This window comes from Variovorax sp. OV700, assembly GCF_900099805.1.
GTDB lineage: Bacteria > Pseudomonadota > Gammaproteobacteria > Burkholderiales > Burkholderiaceae_C > Variovorax.
Map to the genome: position 1 here is coordinate 1 of NZ_FNDR01000023.1, position 16,177 is coordinate 16,177.

Annotated in this window: 17 protein-coding genes and 1 pseudogene; 15 read left to right on the top strand and 3 right to left on the bottom strand. The window is 62.4% G+C overall.

Annotated features, from left to right (window positions below):
• Positions 1–209, top strand: a pseudogene (locus BLR24_RS29765) (ABC transporter ATP-binding protein); the annotation flags it as partial.
• A 57-nt stretch (positions 210–266) separates the two neighbouring features.
• Here BLR24_RS29765 and BLR24_RS29770 read toward each other — a convergent pair.
• A complete protein-coding gene (locus BLR24_RS29770) occupies positions 267–1,790 on the bottom strand; it encodes a MocR-like pyridoxine biosynthesis transcription factor PdxR (protein WP_093024220.1) in 1,524 nt (507 codons plus the stop codon).
• A gap of 119 nt (positions 1,791–1,909) precedes the next feature.
• Here BLR24_RS29770 and BLR24_RS29775 point away from each other — a divergent pair, with 119 nt between their 5' ends.
• The 11 genes from BLR24_RS29775 (at position 1,910) to BLR24_RS29825 (ending at position 13,147) form a co-directional block, all read left to right on the top strand.
• Positions 1,910–2,113, top strand: a complete 204-nt coding sequence (locus BLR24_RS29775) for a rubredoxin (RefSeq protein WP_093024222.1) — start codon at positions 1,910–1,912, stop codon at positions 2,111–2,113.
• 53 nt (positions 2,114–2,166) lie between these two features.
• Complete coding sequence (locus BLR24_RS29780) at positions 2,167–2,808, top strand: FMN-binding negative transcriptional regulator (protein WP_093024224.1); 642 nt, start codon at positions 2,167–2,169, stop codon at positions 2,806–2,808.
• 22 nt (positions 2,809–2,830) lie between these two features.
• Positions 2,831–4,069, top strand: a complete 1,239-nt coding sequence (locus tag BLR24_RS29785) for an NAD(P)/FAD-dependent oxidoreductase (RefSeq protein WP_093024226.1) — start codon at positions 2,831–2,833, stop codon at positions 4,067–4,069.
• A gap of 108 nt (positions 4,070–4,177) precedes the next feature.
• Positions 4,178–5,578: an amidase gene (locus tag BLR24_RS29790; RefSeq protein ID WP_093024276.1), complete on the top strand. Its 1,401-nt coding sequence runs from the start codon at positions 4,178–4,180 to the stop codon at positions 5,576–5,578.
• A gap of 71 nt (positions 5,579–5,649) precedes the next feature.
• Positions 5,650–6,849 (top strand): ABC transporter substrate-binding protein, encoded by a 1,200-nt coding sequence (locus tag BLR24_RS29795; protein ID WP_093024228.1) that lies wholly within the window; start codon positions 5,650–5,652, stop codon positions 6,847–6,849.
• Between the two features lie 33 nt (positions 6,850–6,882).
• Positions 6,883–7,743, top strand: coding sequence for a branched-chain amino acid ABC transporter permease (locus BLR24_RS29800; RefSeq protein WP_093024230.1), 861 nt, complete (start codon positions 6,883–6,885; stop codon positions 7,741–7,743).
• Positions 7,744–7,746: 3 nt separating this feature from the next.
• Positions 7,747–8,730: a branched-chain amino acid ABC transporter permease gene (locus tag BLR24_RS29805; protein WP_093024232.1), complete on the top strand. Its 984-nt coding sequence runs from the start codon at positions 7,747–7,749 to the stop codon at positions 8,728–8,730.
• Positions 8,727–9,497 carry an ABC transporter ATP-binding protein gene (locus tag BLR24_RS29810; protein ID WP_093024234.1) on the top strand — a complete coding sequence of 257 codons (771 nt, stop codon included), beginning with the start codon at positions 8,727–8,729 and terminating at the stop codon, positions 9,495–9,497. The genes BLR24_RS29805 and BLR24_RS29810 overlap by 4 nt, the downstream gene beginning before the upstream one ends.
• Entirely contained in the window at positions 9,494–10,195 is a 702-nt protein-coding gene (locus tag BLR24_RS29815; protein WP_093024236.1) for an ABC transporter ATP-binding protein, read from the top strand. The genes BLR24_RS29810 and BLR24_RS29815 overlap by 4 nt, the downstream gene beginning before the upstream one ends.
• 34 nt (positions 10,196–10,229) lie before the next feature.
• Positions 10,230–11,582, top strand: coding sequence for an omega-aminotransferase AptA (locus tag BLR24_RS29820; protein WP_093024238.1), 1,353 nt, complete (start codon positions 10,230–10,232; stop codon positions 11,580–11,582).
• Between the two features lie 53 nt (positions 11,583–11,635).
• Complete coding sequence (locus tag BLR24_RS29825; protein WP_093024278.1) at positions 11,636–13,147, top strand: CoA-acylating methylmalonate-semialdehyde dehydrogenase; 1,512 nt, start codon at positions 11,636–11,638, stop codon at positions 13,145–13,147.
• Positions 13,148–13,159: 12 nt separating this feature from the next.
• Here the strand turns inward: BLR24_RS29825 and BLR24_RS29830 are convergent, their stop codons facing one another.
• Positions 13,160–14,086: a LysR family transcriptional regulator gene (locus tag BLR24_RS29830; RefSeq protein WP_093024240.1), complete on the bottom strand. Its 927-nt coding sequence runs from the start codon at positions 14,084–14,086 to the stop codon at positions 13,160–13,162.
• A 320-nt stretch (positions 14,087–14,406) separates the two neighbouring features.
• On the opposite strand from BLR24_RS29830, the gene BLR24_RS29835 reads away from it, so the two are divergent.
• Together BLR24_RS29835 and BLR24_RS29840 are read left to right on the top strand one after the other, a co-directional pair.
• A complete protein-coding gene (locus tag BLR24_RS29835; RefSeq protein ID WP_093024242.1) occupies positions 14,407–15,378 on the top strand; it encodes an NAD(P)H-dependent flavin oxidoreductase in 972 nt (323 codons plus the stop codon).
• A gap of 11 nt (positions 15,379–15,389) precedes the next feature.
• The gene (locus tag BLR24_RS29840; protein ID WP_093024244.1) at positions 15,390–15,779 is read left to right on the top strand and encodes a tautomerase family protein; all 390 of its coding nucleotides are present in this window, start codon (positions 15,390–15,392) and stop codon (positions 15,777–15,779) included.
• A gap of 1 nt (position 15,780) precedes the next feature.
• Here the strand turns inward: BLR24_RS29840 and BLR24_RS30840 are convergent, their stop codons facing one another.
• Positions 15,781–15,936, bottom strand: a complete 156-nt coding sequence (locus BLR24_RS30840; protein ID WP_175543386.1) for a hypothetical protein — start codon at positions 15,934–15,936, stop codon at positions 15,781–15,783.
• Here BLR24_RS30840 and BLR24_RS29845 point away from each other — a divergent pair.
• Complete coding sequence (locus BLR24_RS29845) at positions 15,935–16,177, top strand: DUF485 domain-containing protein (protein ID WP_139188818.1); 243 nt, start codon at positions 15,935–15,937, stop codon at positions 16,175–16,177. The genes BLR24_RS30840 and BLR24_RS29845 overlap by 2 nt on opposite strands.

Consider the following 16,177-nt stretch of genomic DNA (forward strand, 5'->3'; position numbering starts at 1 on the left):
CGCCCATCATGTGCGACAAGATCTTCGAGGTGGTGCAGACCGTGGCGGCGCAGGGCGTGACCATTCTGCTGGTGGAGCAGAACGCCAACCGCGCGCTGCAGCTGGCCGACCGTGGCTACGTGATGGAGTCCGGGCTCATCACGATGGACGGCGACGCCAAGGAACTGCTGCGCGACCCGCGCGTGCGGGCCGCCTACCTCGGCGAGTAGCCGCACTCAGTCGCCCCGAGGTGCAGCCTGCCATTCTGGCGATCGGTGATGGCCCCTTTATCGGATCATTCCACGGACCCTGCGGCGCCCTGTTGGAGCGGCAGCAGTGATGATGGCTGCCAGTCGCCGCGCGGCGTCCGCAAACTCGTCGGCAGTGAACGCTCCCAGGCCCAAGATCAAGCCGGAACGCCCGCTGCCTTCCGCGTACATGCGAGACATTGGGCGCACAGCCACGCCGGCTCTGGCAGCCTGAACGGAGACGGCCTGGTCGTCAATGCCAGGCGCCAGCCAGAGCACCGAGTGCATGCCCTGATCGCTGGGTTGCAGCCATGCCAAGTCGCTGGGAAGCATCTCCTGGAAAAGCTGCGAAAGCTGGCTGCGGCATTCTCCATAGACACCTCGGATCCGTCGGATGTGCCGATCCAGATGCCCCTCGGCGATGAAAGCCGCCAAGACATGCTGATCGGCGCTCGGCGGATGGCGGTCCAGCAGCATGCGAGCACCACAGAACGCGTCGACGAGCCGCGGAGGCACGATGGCATATCCGAGCCGCAGCGATGGGAAGAGGATCTTGCTGAATGTCCCCAGATAGATCACATGGTCAGGATCCAGGCCTTGCAACGCCGGAAACGGATGTCCTGCGTATCGCAACTCGCTGTCGTAGTCGTCTTCCACGACCCAGGCTGCATTTGCGCGTGCCCAGGTCAGCAGGGCGTTTCGGCGCGCCATGCTCAAAGGCATGCCCAACGGATATTGATGCGACGGGGTCACGAACGCGGCGCGCGCATCCGGTCTCAAGCGCAAGCCCTCGTCGACGATCAAACCTTCCGAATCGACCGGCACGCGCACCATGCGGCCTTTGGGCCCCAAGGTTTCCAATATGGCCGTGATGCCCCAATACGCGGGGTTCTCGACCCATGCATAGTCTTCGTTGCCCAGCAGCACCAGGCAAGCCAGATACAGCCCTTGTTGAGTGCCGGTGGTCACGATGACCTGAGCAGGGTCACAACGCACGGAGCGAGACCGTCGCACATATTCTGCGATTGCCTGGCGCAGAGGCAAGGCGCCTTGAGGGTCTCCATAGCCGCTTGGCATCCCCTTGCCGCGCGCACGGATCTGGTTGCCCAGACGGCGCCAGACCTCGCCGGGAGCGGCAGCGCCGGCAGGCACTGAAACAGCAAAAGGCACCGGTGGCAAAGGCATGAACTGCCGAGCGATCTCGGCGAACGCAGCGGAAGGTAATGGCAACGGAAGGGGCTTGGCGCTCGCCTTGCCTTTGCGCTCGTCGGCAGCAACCAATCGCATGTCAGTCAAAGACGCGGCGACGCGCGTGCTGCCACCTTGTTCGGCGTCGAGGAATCCTTCGGCAATCAGCTGTTCGAAAGCCTCGAGCACGGTACCGCGCGCGACGCCCAGTGACTTGGCGAGCGCCCGCGTCGACGGGAGGATTTCGCCGGGTTGGAGGTCGCCTCTCTTCACCGCCTGACGCAGCTTGTGGGCGAGCTGCCGTCCGAGACCGCCGGCCTCACGATCGAGTTGCCCGATCGCTGGAACTTCCGGCGTCTTGGCTGTCCGTGGCATGGATTCTGGTCTCCTGAGATAAGTGAATACTGGTTCATCTCACTGAACCTGAATACACCATACTACTTTTTGACGACGGCTTGTTTCGAAGCCGGCATGACACGAGAGCGAGGCACCCCATGAGTGATTGCGTAACCGAGAAAAACCAAGCCGTGGCTTTCAAGAGTTGGCTTTGTGTGCTCTGCGGATTCGAGTACCACGAAGAGCAAGGCCTGCCCGGGGAAGGCATCGCATCCGGAACGCGCTGGGAGGATGTGCCGAACGATTGGGTGTGCCCCGAGTGCGGTGCCGGCAAAGCCGATTTCGAAATGATCGAGATCTGAATCGAGCCTGGTCGAAGCTTTCTCCCTTAGCAATCAACTACAGAGATAGAGATATGTACGTTCCTGCCCACTTCGATGAATCGCGCCCTGAAGTTCTGCACGACCTGATCGCCAAGAATCCACTGGGTATCTTGTTTACGCACGGAAAAGGCGGCTTGGATGCCAACCATATTCCGTTCGAGCTGGACGCCAAGGAGGGATCCAAGGCGGTGCTGCACTCGCACGTCGCGCGCAACAACCCGGTGTGGCAGGACATCGTCAGCGGCGACGAAGTGATGGTTGTGTTTCGGGCTGGTGACTCCTACATCTCGCCCCAGTGGTATCCCAGCAAGCAAGAATTCCACAAGCAAGTGCCCAGTTGGAACTACATCGTGGTCCATGCCTACGGGCGAGCCACGATTCGGGACGATGAGCGATATGTCCGCGGCATGGTGGCCCGGCTCACCCGCACTCACGAGGCGTCGCAGCCAACGCCATGGAAGATGACCGATGGTCCGAAGGACTACATCGACACGATGCTCAAGGCGATCGTCGGCATTGAGATCGAGGTCACGCGCTTCGTGGGCAAGGCCAAGCTGAGCCAGAACAAGGATGTGCGCGATATCCAAAGCGCCGGGGAAGCCCTGAATGCGAAGGGCGAGCGGGTAATTGGCGACGCCATGCTGGCGTGCGCAGAAGCCAAGGCAGCACAGTAAAGACGGGCGCGAAGAGAAAGCCATGACCACTCGCCAAGAGCCCATCGTGATCGTTGGCGCAGGTCATAGCGGATCCCGAACCGCTGCTGCTCTTCGCAAGCATGGTTGGACGGGGGGTATCAGCCTGATTGGTGAGGAGAGTTGCCTTCCTTATGATCGCCCCCCGCTGTCCAAGGCAGTGCTTCTAGGCAAGAAAACAGGCGATCAATGCGCCTTCTACGCCGACTCCTGGTACGCGGAGAATGAGATCGATCTGCAGCTTGCCCAAAGTGTCGTGCGCATCGATCGCAATGCCGGGTGCGCGATCCTGGCAAGCGGGCGGGAGATTGCCTACCACCGTCTTCTGCTGGCGACCGGGGCGAGCATCAATCCGCTCACGGTGCCAGGTTCGGATCTGAGTGGGGTATTGCCGCTGCGTACGCCCCATCATGCAAAAGCGATTGCGGACTCGCTGCAACATGGCTGCCGCCTGGTGGTCATCGGCGCCGGCGTGATTGGCCTGGAGGTTGCTGCCGCTGCTCTGGAGCGCGGTTGTACGGTCACGGTGCTGGAGCGCGCACCGCAAGCAATGGGCAGGAGTGTGCCGGCGATCGTCTCGGATGCAGTGGTGGCTGAGCATCAACGGCGAAGCGTGGATGTCCGATTCGGTGTCGAGATCGTGGCGCTGGAGGGGACGGGCAAGGTGCGAGCCGTTCGCCTTTCGACCGGCGAGACCGTGGCATGTGACATCGTGGTCTATGGCCTTGGTGTTCGACCGAATGTCGATCTGGCTGAAACGGCGGGTTTGGCAACCGACAACGGCATACGGACAAATCAGTATCTGCGAACCGACGACGAGCGAATTTTTTCGTGCGGTGACGTGTGTTGCTACGACAGCCGACTCTACGGGCGCGCCGTAAGAATAGAAAACTGGCGCAATGCCGAGGACCAAGCAGACACCGCGGCCCGAAACATGCTCGGCCAGCAACTCGAGTTCGATGCGGTGCCTTGGTTCTGGAGCAATCAGTACGACTTCGCACTCCAGGTCGCAGGAGTTCCCTCCCTGGGCTCCGAAACCAAGGTCGAGACGATTGGACGTTCGCGACTTTTCCTCTCCTCCGATGCCGAGGGAGTTCTGCGCGGCGTGAGCGCAATCGGTTCGGTTCGAGACATTGCAGGCCCCATCAAAGACTTCAAAGGCGTGCTTGCACGGACTTCGAGCCACGGGTCGTCTGCTTCGGAAGGTCCTCCCCCCAAGCCCCCCGACTGCGCGCACGCATAGCACCGTGTTGCGCTGGCATTCACCATGGCGATTGGACATCGCCAGGGGAAGCCGCGTCCGCTCTAGATCTTTTCAGCGCATCCGAATGCATGCCAGTTGGAGAATTTCATGAAGCAATTCCGCTCCCCGCTCTTGGATGCCGATCCACTTTGCCGCATCGGCGTGGCGGAACTGACTGCGCTGTATCACTCAGGCGAAGTCTCGCCCGTGGAAGTCGCGCGTGCATCCCTCGCCAGGGCCGAAGCGATCAACAGGCCCTTCAACGCATTCACGTACATCGATCACGACGGCGCAATGGAGCAGGCCCGTGCGTCCGAACAGCGCTGGTGGACGGGCACCCCGCTGTCGCCGATCGATGGCATTCCGGCAACGATCAAGGACATCGTCTGGGTCAAGGGCTGGGTGGTTCGCTTCGGCAGCTTGACGACGCAGCCGCAACCGCAACGTGAGGACGCACCGGCGGTCGAGCGACTGCGCTGCGCAGGGGCTGTTCTCCTGGGCCTGACCACCACGCCCGAGTTCGGGTGGAAGGCGGTCACGGACAGCCCGTCGAGCGGGATCACGCGCAATCCATGGATGCCCAGCGTGACGGCCGGAGGCTCGTCTGGTGGTGCGGCCGTGGCGGCCGCCACCGGCGCCGGTGTCCTTCATCTCGCCACGGACGGCGGAGGATCGGCGCGCGTTCCTGCCTCCTTTACCGCAACGGTGGGATTCAAGCCGACCTACGCGCGCGTTCCCACCTTTCCGGTGAGTGCGTTCGGAACCCTGTCCCACGTTGGGCCCATTGCCAGATCCGTTGCTGACGCAGAGGCCATGTTCAGGGTGATGGCGGGCAGGGACGTGCGCGACTGGACCCAATGCGCGCATGGCCCCACATCGTCTGACTGCGGCCAGACCGTGCTCGCCGGCACGCGAGTTGGCTACTGGTCGGAGCCCGCGACGGGGAAAGTCGAACCAGAGGTCCTGCAAATCGCCGAGCGAGCCGTTCACCGAATTGAACGCGCCGGTGCCCGCGTAGAGCCCGTGCAACTGCCTCGCAACGATGTCCTGGACATTTTCAAGCACCACTGGCTCTGCGCTGCAGCGGCCCGCATCGACTCGATACCCGTGCAAGACCGAAGCCGCATTGACCCCGGCTTGCTGGAGGCCGCACGCGACGGCGGAAAGATGACCGCGGGCCTGGTTTCTGCACAGATGCGGCGGGCCGAGTTCGGTAGTGCAATGGATCGGTTGCTGCACGAGCACGACGTCCTCGTCTCGCCCGCCACGGCAGTGGCCCCCTTCGAGGCAGGTCACGAGGTGCCGCCGGGCAGCGGCATGACCAGATGGACCGATTGGGCCGGCTTCAGCTTTCCCATCAACCTGAGCCAACAACCCGCCATCGTGATCCCTTGCGGGCTGACCGCGGACGGTCGTCCGGTCGGCATTCAGCTGGTCGGGGCACGAGGCGAAGACAGCCGATTGCTTTCGGTAGCGGGCGCCGTCGTGCAACTTCTCGATTCGCCATAGGTTCCTTCGCGGCGATCCTGATTCGCCGCGGCCGTCGTCACTTTCCCCAACTGAAACTTCAAAGAGAAAATATGAATAGACGTGACCTACTAGCGCTGGCCGCGGCCGGCATTGCCCCGATGTCGCTTTCCCGCGTAGCTTCGGCGCAGACGGCCGAAGGGATCGAGTTCGGGGCGCCTTTCCCCATGTCGGGCCCGTTTGCCGTCAACGGCAAGTATGGGGAGCTCGGTGTTCGCATGGCAATCCAGCGGTATGGGACCGTGATCGGTCGTCGCCTCGCGTACAGCGTGTTTGACACGGAGGCAAAGCCGGCCACGGCGGTGCGCAAGGTGCAGGAGGCTGCGCAGCAAAAGAACACCAAGTTCTTTGTCGGCGGGATCCTGTCCCCTGAAGCTCTGGCGATGGGCAAAGAAGTCCACCGACTCGGGGGCGTCTTTTTCTGCTATTCCGGCGCAGACGAGATCACGGGCAAGGAATGCAATCCCGCGACGTTCCGTTGGCCGGTGCCTGCCTATGGTGCCGTCGCACAGACGGTGCGGCCACTCATCGATGCACAGCCCAAGGCGAAGCGCTGGTACACCATCACCGCCCAATACGTCTTTGGCGAAGGAATGCTGGCGGCCACCAAGGATGTGCTGAAGGAAAAGGGCGTGGAGCTGGTCGGCAATAGCTACCACTCGCTGGCGGAGAAAGAGTTCAGCGGCTATCTGACCAATGCCATGGCGGCCAAGCCGGACGTCCTGGTGCTGCTCAACTTCGGCACGCAGTCGACCGATGCGCTGCGCCAGGCCATCAGCTTCGGGCTGCACAAGAAGATGACGATCCTCGTGCCATGGACGTCCGGGCTGGAGCAGTTCCAGTCGCTCGGCGCAGAGTCCACCGAGGGCATCTACTTCGGGGCGCAGTACTGGCACAGCGTCGATTCTCCGACCAACCGCGAGCTGATCACCCAGGTCACCAGAGAGCTGAAGGTTACGCCGAACTACACCTTGGCAGCTGCGTTCATCTGCACCAAGTGCGTCATCGACGCGATCGCCAAGGCTGGTTCGACCGAGCCGAAGGCGGTGATCTCGGCGCTGGAAGGCATGAAGTTCGAAGGCCTCACGGGCCAGGAGCAAATCCGCAAGGAAGACCACCAGGTCATCAAAGACTACTACCTTGTGCGCGGCAAGGCCAAGAAGCAGATGAAGGACGCGGACGACTATGTGGATGTCGTCAGTTCCGGACAGTCGTTCTTGAGCGTCGAGCAAGCCGGCTGCAAGCTGAGCTGAAAAGCCGGCCGCGAACTACCGGAGTCGCCGTAAATGAGTGTTTACCTTCTGCAGACTGTCAACGGCATCGGAATAGGAATGTTGTACTTCCTGCTGGCCGTTGGACTGTCCATCGTCTTCGGCTTGCTCCGATTCGTCAATTTTGCCCACGGCGTTTTCTATCTGCTGGGGGCATATTTTTGCTTCGAGGCCGTCAGGCAAGGGATGAGCTTCTGGGCCGCCTTGCTCGTGGTCCCGCTGTTCGTCGCGGCCGTTGGGTGGGTTGCCGAGAAGACCCTGCTGCGGCATATCTACGCCAAGCCGCACGAGTTCCACATCCTCATCACGGTGGGCGTCGCACTGATCATCCAGGAACTGGTCATCGTGCAATGGGGACCGCTGGGTGACAGCGTTGCGGTTCCGACGAGCCTGGAGGGCGTGGTCATGTGGGGCGACTTCATCTATCCCAAGTACCGCCTGTTCGTGATCGCTGTGACAGCCGGTTTGGCAGTATTGCTTTGGTGGGTGCTCGAAGGCACTCGCCTGGGCAGTGCAGTGCGCGCCGGGAGCGAGTCGCCCGAAATGGTCTCTCTGCTCGGCATCAACGTCTTTCGTCTCTTCAGTTTGGTTTTCGCCCTCGGCGCGGCGACGGCAGCGATCGCGGGTGTCCTTGCGGCACCCATCCGAGGGGTCGAACCGTTCATGGGGATCGAAGCGCTCGCCGTCGCGTTCGTCGTCGTGGTGGTCGGTGGCCTCGGAAGTTTCACGGGAGCACTCGTCGGCGGCATTCTCATCGGCGTAGTGCAGAGCGTGATGAGCACCCTTTGGCCAGAGGGTGCCCGTCTGATGATCTACGTTGCCATGGCTGCGGTTCTGCTGCTGCGCCCCAATGGCCTACTTGGAAAGGGAGGCTGAACCATGCGTCGAAACATCGATTTCGCAGTTGCTCTTGGCATCGTGGTGGCTCTGCCGCTGTTGTTGAGTTCAGGCTCTTTGGCCAGCGAAGTCCTCATCTATGCGTTGGCCGTTCTGGGTTGCAATCTGCTGCTGGGCTATACCGGTCTGCTGTCCTTCGGGCAGGGCATTTTCTTCGGACTCGGAAGTTACACGATCGGCCTCATGCTGACTCGCACCGGGCTGCCCATGCCCCTTGCGCTGGTGGCCTCGATCGTTCTTGGTGGCCTCGCTGCGGGGCTGGTCGGGATCGTGTCGATTCGACAGAAGGGGACCTACTTCGTCATGCTGACGCTCGCCTTCGCGCAGATGTTCTACTTCCTGGCCTATAGCGTTCCGTCCCTGACGGGAGGCGACAACGGGCTGCTTAACATCCCGAGACCGCCGTTGTCGGCGTTCGGCGTGGTTCTCTGGGACAACACCACGGCGTGGCAGTTCTATGCGATGGTGGCGGCCATCTTCCTGTTGGTCTTCGTCGCTTTGCACCGGGTGACGACATCGATCTTTGGGCGCACGCTGCTGGCAATCCGCGACAACGAGGTCCGCGCCAGCGCCATTGGCTACAACGTACCGCGTTTCAAACTGCTCGCTTTCGTGCTCTCAGGTGCCGTGACTGCGCTGGCCGGCGCACTCAACGCGATGATGGTCGGCGTCGCACCACTCGCGAACGCCGAATTTCATGTGAGCGAAATGATCCTCGTGATGACGGTGATCGGTGGCGCCGGCAATCTTGCTGCGTCGCTGATCGGGGCCCTGTTCTATGTGCTCGCGGCCGATTGGCTGTCGACGCTTTGGCCGCGCTGGCTGATGCTGCTGGGCGTGCTGCTCGTGGTCATCAGCCTGGGTATGCAGCGCGGCTTATGGGGCCTCATCGAAGACGGCTTTCTCGCCTTGACGGCGCGGTTCAAGCGGACCGGTGAAATCCGCGTCGAGGAGAAGCAGGTATGAGCGCGGAATTCCTTCTGGAAGCACGGCAGGTTACCAAGCACTACGGCAAGTTCGTGGCCCTTGGCGGCGTGGACCTGCGCGTGAGGCGCAACACGGTGCACTCCGTCATCGGCCCCAACGGCGCCGGCAAGACGACGCTGTTCCACATGCTCACCGGCACGCTGGGTGCGACCGGCGGCAGCATTGCCTTCGATGGCCAGGACGTCACCCGTGAACCCGCCCATGTCCGAGTGCGCAAGGGGATGGCCAGGTCGTTCCAGGTCACGAGCCTGTTCCCCACGCTGACAGTGCGCGAGAACTTGCGCCTTGCGGCGCAGGGCGTGAACGCTAGAAGGGCGTTCAATCTCTGGCGTTCGCCGCAGGGCCACTGGTCTTGCGCAGAGATGGTGGACCGAGTGATCGAGCGCCTTGGACTGCGCAATCAGGAGCGTACAGCGGCTGGTTCCCTGTCGCATGGTCAGCAGCGTCGATTGGAGGTCGGCATGGCGCTGGCGGCCGAGCCCAAAGCCATCTTTCTGGACGAACCGACCTCCGGCATGGGAATCGACGACCTGGACGACATGAAGACGCTGATTGCCGATCTGGGCCGCGACTACACCGTCGTTCTGATCGAACACAACATGGGCATCGTCATGGACATATCGCACACGGTGACGGTGATGCAGCAGGGGCGGGTGCTGGTCGAGGGAACGCCCCAGTCGGTGCGCGATGACGAACGCGTGCGAACCGCGTACCTGGGAAGCATGATCACCGGAGGCCGCAAATGATTCTTCGCTTGGATCGGCTACATAGCCACTATGGCAAAAGTCACATCCTGCAAGGCGTTGACCTTCAGATCGGTAACGGCGAGCTGGTAACCCTGCTCGGCCGCAATGGGGCCGGCAAGTCGACCACGCTCAAGACGATCGCCGGCGCTGTTCGCGCCACGGGCGGCAAGATCGTGTTTGGAGGCGTCGAGCTGCAAGGCTTGCCTTCTCACCAGATCGCTTCGCGCGGTGTTTGCCTGGTGCCCGAGGATCGAGGAATCTTCAAGCTGCTGTCGGTCGAAGAAAACCTCCTGCTCGGGCAGCGCCGAGGCTCTCCATGGTCGCTGACCGACATCTACAGGATCTTTCCGCGTCTGCAGGAGCGGCGGAAGAACGGGGGAGGGCAGCTCTCTGGCGGGGAGCAGCAGATGCTCTCGATTGGACGGGCGCTGCTCAACAACCCCAAGCTTCTGATGCTGGATGAACCGGTCGAAGGGTTGGCCCCGGTCATTGTCGAAGAGATCGTTGCCCAGCTCAAGGAGATACGGCGTGCTGGCGTCGCGGTCCTGCTGGTGGAGCAGAACCTCGAAGTCTGCACCCAGCTCGCTGATCGGCACTATGTGATCGAGCAAGGAACGATCGTCTATCAGGGCAGCAACGCGCAGTTCCTGGCCGACGATGCGGTCAAGGATCGATACCTCAGCGTCGGTGCCAGCTGATCAACGGAATTCACTTCTTCAACTGGAAGCAGCCATGCAAACTTTTCTAGGGCAACGTCAACAATCGCCCCTCAGCCTGGATCCGCAATGGATCGATGCCTGCTGGATGCCATTCACCGGAAACCGCCAGTTCAAGGAATCGCCCCGGGTCATCGTTGAAGCCAAGGGAGCGTACTTCACGGATATAGATGGACGGAAGATCTTCGATGGGCTTTCGGGTCTGTGGTGTTCGGGGTTGGGGCACGGCCGAGATGAGATCTCCGAAGCCGTCGCCAAGCAGATTGCGAAGCTGGATTACTCGCCTGCTTTCCAGCACGGTCATCCTGCGCAGTTCGAACTCGCGAACAAGATCAAGGCGCTCATGCCACAGGGGCTGGACCACGTGTTCTTCACCAGCTCCGGATCGGAGGCTGTGGATACCGCGCTGAAGCTGGCACGTGCCTACTGGCGCCTGCGGGGGCAAGGAACCAAGACTCGCTTCATCGGTCGGCAAAAGGGCTATCACGGGGTCAATTTCGGGGGGCTGTCTGTCGGTGGCCTCGGCGGCAACCGCAAGCTCTTTGGCCCCGGTGTCGACGCAGACCATCTTGCCCACACGCAGCTTGCAAGCAACGCCTTTGTTCGCGGCCTGCCGCAGGACGGCGCCGAGCTTGCCGACGAACTTCTCGACCTGATCGCATTGCATGATGCCTCGAACATTGCCGCAGTGATCGTCGAGCCGATCTCCGGCTCAGCCGGCGTGATCCTGCCGCCCCAGGGCTATCTGAACCGGCTGCGGGAGATCTGCACGGCGCACGACATCCTGTTGATCTTCGATGAGGTCATCACCGGATTCGGCCGTCTTGGCGTGATGACGGGCGCGGAAGCATTCGGGGTTGTGCCGGACATGATGACCATCGCCAAGCAGGTGACGAATGGCGCTCAGCCATTGGCCGCTGTTGTTGCTTCAGGTAGCGTCTACGCTACTTTCATGGGAGTGGCATCCCCTGACTTCGCGGTCGAGTTTCCCCACGGCTATACCTATTCGGCCCATCCGGTGGCTTGCGCCGCAGGAATCGCGACGCTCGACGTGATCGTGAACGACGAGATCGTTGCGCGTGCGGCGGCCTTGGCGACCTACTTCGAAGATGCCGTGCATTCACTTGCACAGGCGAAGCACGTCATCGATATCCGCAACTTTGGATTGGCCGCCGGCATCGGCATTGCTGGCACTCCCGACGCGCCTGGCCGGCGGCCCTACGACATTGCCAAGGCGTGCTGGAGCAAAGGCTTCTATGTGCGCCAGGGCGCGGATTCAATCCAGCTCGCGCCGCCGTTTATCTCGGAGAAAGCGGAGATCGATCGCCTCGTCGAGGCCCTTCATGACGCCCTGGCCGAAACGCGTTGATGCGTGACGCTGCGAAGTAACGGAGACCTCTTCAGTTTTCCATGGAGACATTCATGAGTATTTCCACCGTCAACCACTTCATCGGAGGCGCTGCTGTCGCAGGTACGTCGACCCGTACCCAGGAAGTGACCAACCCCGCCACCGGGTGGGTAACCGGCCAGGTGGCCCTGGGCAACCATGCCGACGTTGACGCGGCAGTGGCGGCTGCCCAAGCCGCGTTCCCCAAGTGGGCCGACACGCCACCGATCCGCCGAGCCCGCGTGATGTTCAAGTTCCTGGAGCTGCTCAACAAGAACAAGGATGAGCTGGCGCATGCGATTACCTTCGAGCACGGCAAAGTCTTCACCGACGCGCAGGGCGAGGTCTCGCGCGGCATCGACATCGTCGAGTTCGCCTGCGGCATTCCGCAGTTGCTCAAGGGCGATTTCACCGACCAGGTGAGCACCGGCATCGACAACTGGACGCTGCGCCAGCCCCTGGGGGTGGTCGCCGGCATCACTCCGTTCAATTTCCCCGTGATGGTGCCCTGCTGGATGTTTCCAGTGGCCATCGCCGCAGGCAATACCTTCGTGCTCAAGCCCAGCCCCACCGACCCGACGCCCTCGCTGCTGCTCGCCGATCTGTTCAAGCAAGCGGGTCTGCCGGACGGTGTCTTTAATGTGGTGCAAGGTGACAAGGAGGCCGTGGACGCGCTGCTCGGGCACCCCGACGTCAAGGCCGTGAGCTTCGTCGGCTCCACGCCCATTGCCAACTACATCTATGAAACCGGCGCGCGCAATGGCAAGCGCGTGCAGGCGCTCGGCGGCGCGAAGAACCATATGGTGGTCATGCCTGATGCCGACATCGACCAGACGGTGGATGCGCTGATCGGCGCCGGCTACGGCTCGGCCGGCGAACGCTGCATGGCCATCAGCGTGGCGGTGCTGGTGGGCGACGTGGCCGACAAGATCATTCCCAAGCTCGTCGAACGCACGAAGACGCTCCAGGTGCTCGACGGCGAGAACCTTGCGGCCGAGATGGGCCCGATCGTCACGCGCGCGGCGCACGAACGCATCACAGGCTACATCGCCCAGGGCGAGAAGGAAGGCGCAAAGCTGCTGGTCGACGGCCGCCAGTTCGACGGCAGCAAGGCCGGCGCTGGCTGCGGCGACGGCTTCTGGATGGGCGGCACGCTGTTCGACCACGTCACGCCCGAGATGCGCATCTACAAGGAAGAGATCTTCGGCCCCGTGCTCTCTTGCGTGCGCGTGGCCAACTTCAAGGACGCGGTCGACCTGGTCAACGACCATGAGTTCGGCAACGGCGTGAGCTGCTTCACGCGCGACGGCAACGTGGCGCGCGAGTTCAGCCGCCGCATCCAGGTGGGCATGGTCGGCATCAACGTGCCGATCCCGGTGCCGATGGCATGGCACGGCTTCGGCGGCTGGAAGCGTTCGCTCTTCGGCGACATGCATGCCTACGGCGAGGAAGGCGTGCGCTTCTACACCAAGCAGAAGTCGATCATGCAGCGCTGGCCCGAGAGCATCGGCAAGGGTGCCGAGTTCGTGATGCCCACGGCGAAGTAGAGCCCAACTCGTTCACTGAGCAGCCGCCGGCTCGAACATGTCGCTCACCGGAAAATCGCCACGCTGGCGCAGTGTGGGACCCGCCAGGCACTCTCGAAACATCCGCATCGCGGTTGACTCGAAGGCGTCTCGGCGTGTGACGAGCAGCGTTGGCGCCCGGGAGATCGAGGCATCGATCTCGTGCACGACCAGCCGCTCGTGTGCGAACGACCTTGCGACCACATACCGAGGCAGCAGGGTGACGCCGACGTCGGCGCCGACGCAGCCCAGAATGCCTTCCAGCGTCCCGAATTCGAGCCGCCGATAGGACGGGCGGCCGAGCTGGACGAGCAACTGCTCCAGGCGCTGACGGTATGAGCAGCCGGCCCGGAACATGAGTGCGGTCAGCGGCGCAGCCTCATTGCGCAGAGCCGCAAGGTGGGGCCAGCGCCGCGACGTGACCAGGACCAGTTCCTCATCGAAGATCTTCTCGGCCTTCAGCCGGGGGTGATCGATCGGTCCCGCAACAAATGCGCCGTCCACCTCGTTGTCGATGACGCTCTGGATCAGCTCGGCCGTGGGCCCGGTGCGCACGACCAGCTCGACGGCCGGATGGCGGGCGTTGAACTGGCCCAGGACTTCCGGCAGACGCACCGCGATGGTCGTCTCCATGGAGCCGATCACCAGCGGCCCTCTGGCCTGACCGTCGTCGCGCGCGTTGGCCGTCGCTTCCTGCAGCAGTGCCACCGCACGAGAGGCATAGGGCAACAGGCGCATACCGGCGCTGGTGAGTGCGACGCCGCGGCTGTGGCGTTCGAACAGCGGCACGCCGACCTCGTCCTCGAGCGCCTTGATGCGGCTGGTGACGTTGGACTGGACCGTATGAAGTTCCTTTGCCGCCTTGGTGATGCCCGCGCAGCGAGCCACTGCGGCAAAGGTTGTGAGATCGCCAACTTCCATATGCATCTCCAGATCAGATCGAAATAGCTGACGACTTCAATCAGCAGGCAGCTTCCGCAAGATGCGTACCTGCAAAAAGCCGGGCGCGATGAACAAGTTGGTGCGAATGCGTCCTACCGAGGGGCATCGTAGGCAGTTTTGGCGGGATGGCGCCCATGGTTAGCCCTAGGTGCATGCGGCGCCGCGAGGCCGGCGCCTAGCCAAAATGCGGCCGGCAAGCAATCTGTTCCAAAGATTGCCGGCATCAAAACAAATCGTTTCTCAGGATTCGATCGGCTTCCTAGCATCCAGGCCTTCCACCACCCCATGTCGAGGAACCCATGCTCACCAATCGCTTCACCGAAAAGTTCGGCCTGCAACATCCGATCGCTCTAGCGCCCATGGACCCTGCCTCTGGCGGCGCGCTCGCCGCGGCGGTGTCGAATGCCGGCGCGCTCGGCCTCCTGGGCGGTGGATACGGAAGTCACGAACTTCTGGAACGTGAATTCGCCCTGGCTGGCGATGCCTCCATTGGCTGCGGTTTCATCACCTGGTCGATGGCGCGGGATGTGTCGCTGCTCGACAGGGCGCTGGCGCGCCGGCCGCGCTGCCTGATGCTCTCGTTCTCCGATCCCGAGCCCTTCGCCGCAAGGGTGCATGCGGCGAAGATTCCACTGATCTGCCAGGTGCAGACGCTCGAGCACGTGCAGCGCGCACTCGACGTCGGTGCGGCCGTCGTCGTGGCGCAAGGGACGGAGGCGGGGGGACACGGCTTCGACCGGCAAACCACGATGACCTTCATCCCTGAAGTCGCCGACTACCTTGCAGCGAAAGGGCCGGAAACAATTTTGCTCGCCGCCGGAGGCATTGCAGACGGACGCGGCCTGGCGGCTGCATTGATGCTGGGTGCCGACGGCGTCTTGATGGGAACCCGCTTCTGGGCAACCCAGGAGGCCCTTATCCACCCCAATGCCAAGGCTCGCGTGACGCAGGCGCGCGGATCGCAGACGATTCGCACCTCCGTGTATGACATCGTGCGCGGAAAAGCCTGGCCGAAGGAATACACCGGCCGCCTCATGCGCAACGACTTCATTCATCGCTGGCACGGGAACGAAGAGGCGCTTCGAGGCCTGCGTGAATCCGAACTGCGCGCCGTCGAATCGGCCTATGAGTCCGGCGACTACGACTGCGCGAATGTCACCGTGGGACAGGCCATCGGCTTGATCGGCGACATCCCGTCGGCGGCCGATGTCGTGCACCGGACCGCCCGGCAAGCGCGCGACATCATCAACAACGCGCAATGCTGCATCTGAGAGGTTCGCAAATGCCACTCTTGAAGTTCGACCTCATTCAAGGCCGAGACGACGAGCAGCTGCTGGCGCTCCTCGACAGCGCCCACGCGGCCATGGTGGAAGCGTTCGAGGTGCCGCTCTCCGACCGCTATCAATGTGTCACGCAGCACCGACCGAATGAACTCGTGATCCACGACACAGGGTTGAATCTTCCGCGCTCGAACAACGTGGTGCTGCTGACCGTTGTCACCCGGCCTCGATCCGACATGCAGAAAAGAGACTTCTACCGACTCCTCGTTGCCAACCTGCAGAGGGACTGCGGCCTGCGCGCGGAAGACGTCGTGATCAGTCTCGTGGAGAACAAGGATGCGGACTGGTCCTTCGGCCTCGGGGAGGCCCAGTTCCTGACGGGGGCGCTCTAGTTCAGCGCACACGTGGCCGTCCGCCTTGGTGCAAGCAATGCACCGTCATCAGGCATCTGGACAACGGATCGGTCTCATCGAAATTAATCGTTTCTTCCACCTCGGGCGCATCGATATGGTTGCGCCCGGATCGAATCAACTTGACGGAGATTTTCATGCGTCGCGACCTCAACGATGGAGGCGGCGAATCGCTGGGCTTCGGCCTGGCGCTCACCGCCGTGCAGGTTCTTGTCTACTTTACGTTTGTGCTGATGTGCTGCTTCAACGCGAGAGGAATGGCATTCACGGTGCCTGTGCTCGACATCCCTTTCGCATTCGCTTTCGGTCTTCTTGTGATCCTGTGCGGGATCGTGTTGACCGTCATCTACGTTGTTCAAACCAATCGGATGGATGGCTGA

Coding starts and splice junctions, on each gene's coding strand:
- BLR24_RS29770 (WP_093024220.1), bottom strand. CDS start 1,790: ATGCCACGGACAGCCAAGACGCCGGAAGTTCCAGCGATCGGGCAACTC.
- BLR24_RS29775 (WP_093024222.1), top strand. CDS start 1,910: ATGAGTGATTGCGTAACCGAGAAAAACCAAGCCGTGGCTTTCAAGAGT.
- BLR24_RS29780 (WP_093024224.1), top strand. CDS start 2,167: ATGTACGTTCCTGCCCACTTCGATGAATCGCGCCCTGAAGTTCTGCAC.
- BLR24_RS29785 (WP_093024226.1), top strand. CDS start 2,831: ATGACCACTCGCCAAGAGCCCATCGTGATCGTTGGCGCAGGTCATAGC.
- BLR24_RS29790 (WP_093024276.1), top strand. CDS start 4,178: ATGAAGCAATTCCGCTCCCCGCTCTTGGATGCCGATCCACTTTGCCGC.
- BLR24_RS29795 (WP_093024228.1), top strand. CDS start 5,650: ATGAATAGACGTGACCTACTAGCGCTGGCCGCGGCCGGCATTGCCCCG.
- BLR24_RS29800 (WP_093024230.1), top strand. CDS start 6,883: ATGAGTGTTTACCTTCTGCAGACTGTCAACGGCATCGGAATAGGAATG.
- BLR24_RS29805 (WP_093024232.1), top strand. CDS start 7,747: ATGCGTCGAAACATCGATTTCGCAGTTGCTCTTGGCATCGTGGTGGCT.
- BLR24_RS29810 (WP_093024234.1), top strand. CDS start 8,727: ATGAGCGCGGAATTCCTTCTGGAAGCACGGCAGGTTACCAAGCACTAC.
- BLR24_RS29815 (WP_093024236.1), top strand. CDS start 9,494: ATGATTCTTCGCTTGGATCGGCTACATAGCCACTATGGCAAAAGTCAC.
- BLR24_RS29820 (WP_093024238.1), top strand. CDS start 10,230: ATGCAAACTTTTCTAGGGCAACGTCAACAATCGCCCCTCAGCCTGGAT.
- BLR24_RS29825 (WP_093024278.1), top strand. CDS start 11,636: ATGAGTATTTCCACCGTCAACCACTTCATCGGAGGCGCTGCTGTCGCA.
- BLR24_RS29830 (WP_093024240.1), bottom strand. CDS start 14,086: ATGGAAGTTGGCGATCTCACAACCTTTGCCGCAGTGGCTCGCTGCGCG.
- BLR24_RS29835 (WP_093024242.1), top strand. CDS start 14,407: ATGCTCACCAATCGCTTCACCGAAAAGTTCGGCCTGCAACATCCGATC.
- BLR24_RS29840 (WP_093024244.1), top strand. CDS start 15,390: ATGCCACTCTTGAAGTTCGACCTCATTCAAGGCCGAGACGACGAGCAG.
- BLR24_RS29845 (WP_139188818.1), top strand. CDS start 15,935: ATGCGTCGCGACCTCAACGATGGAGGCGGCGAATCGCTGGGCTTCGGC.
- BLR24_RS30840 (WP_175543386.1), bottom strand. CDS start 15,936: ATGAAAATCTCCGTCAAGTTGATTCGATCCGGGCGCAACCATATCGAT.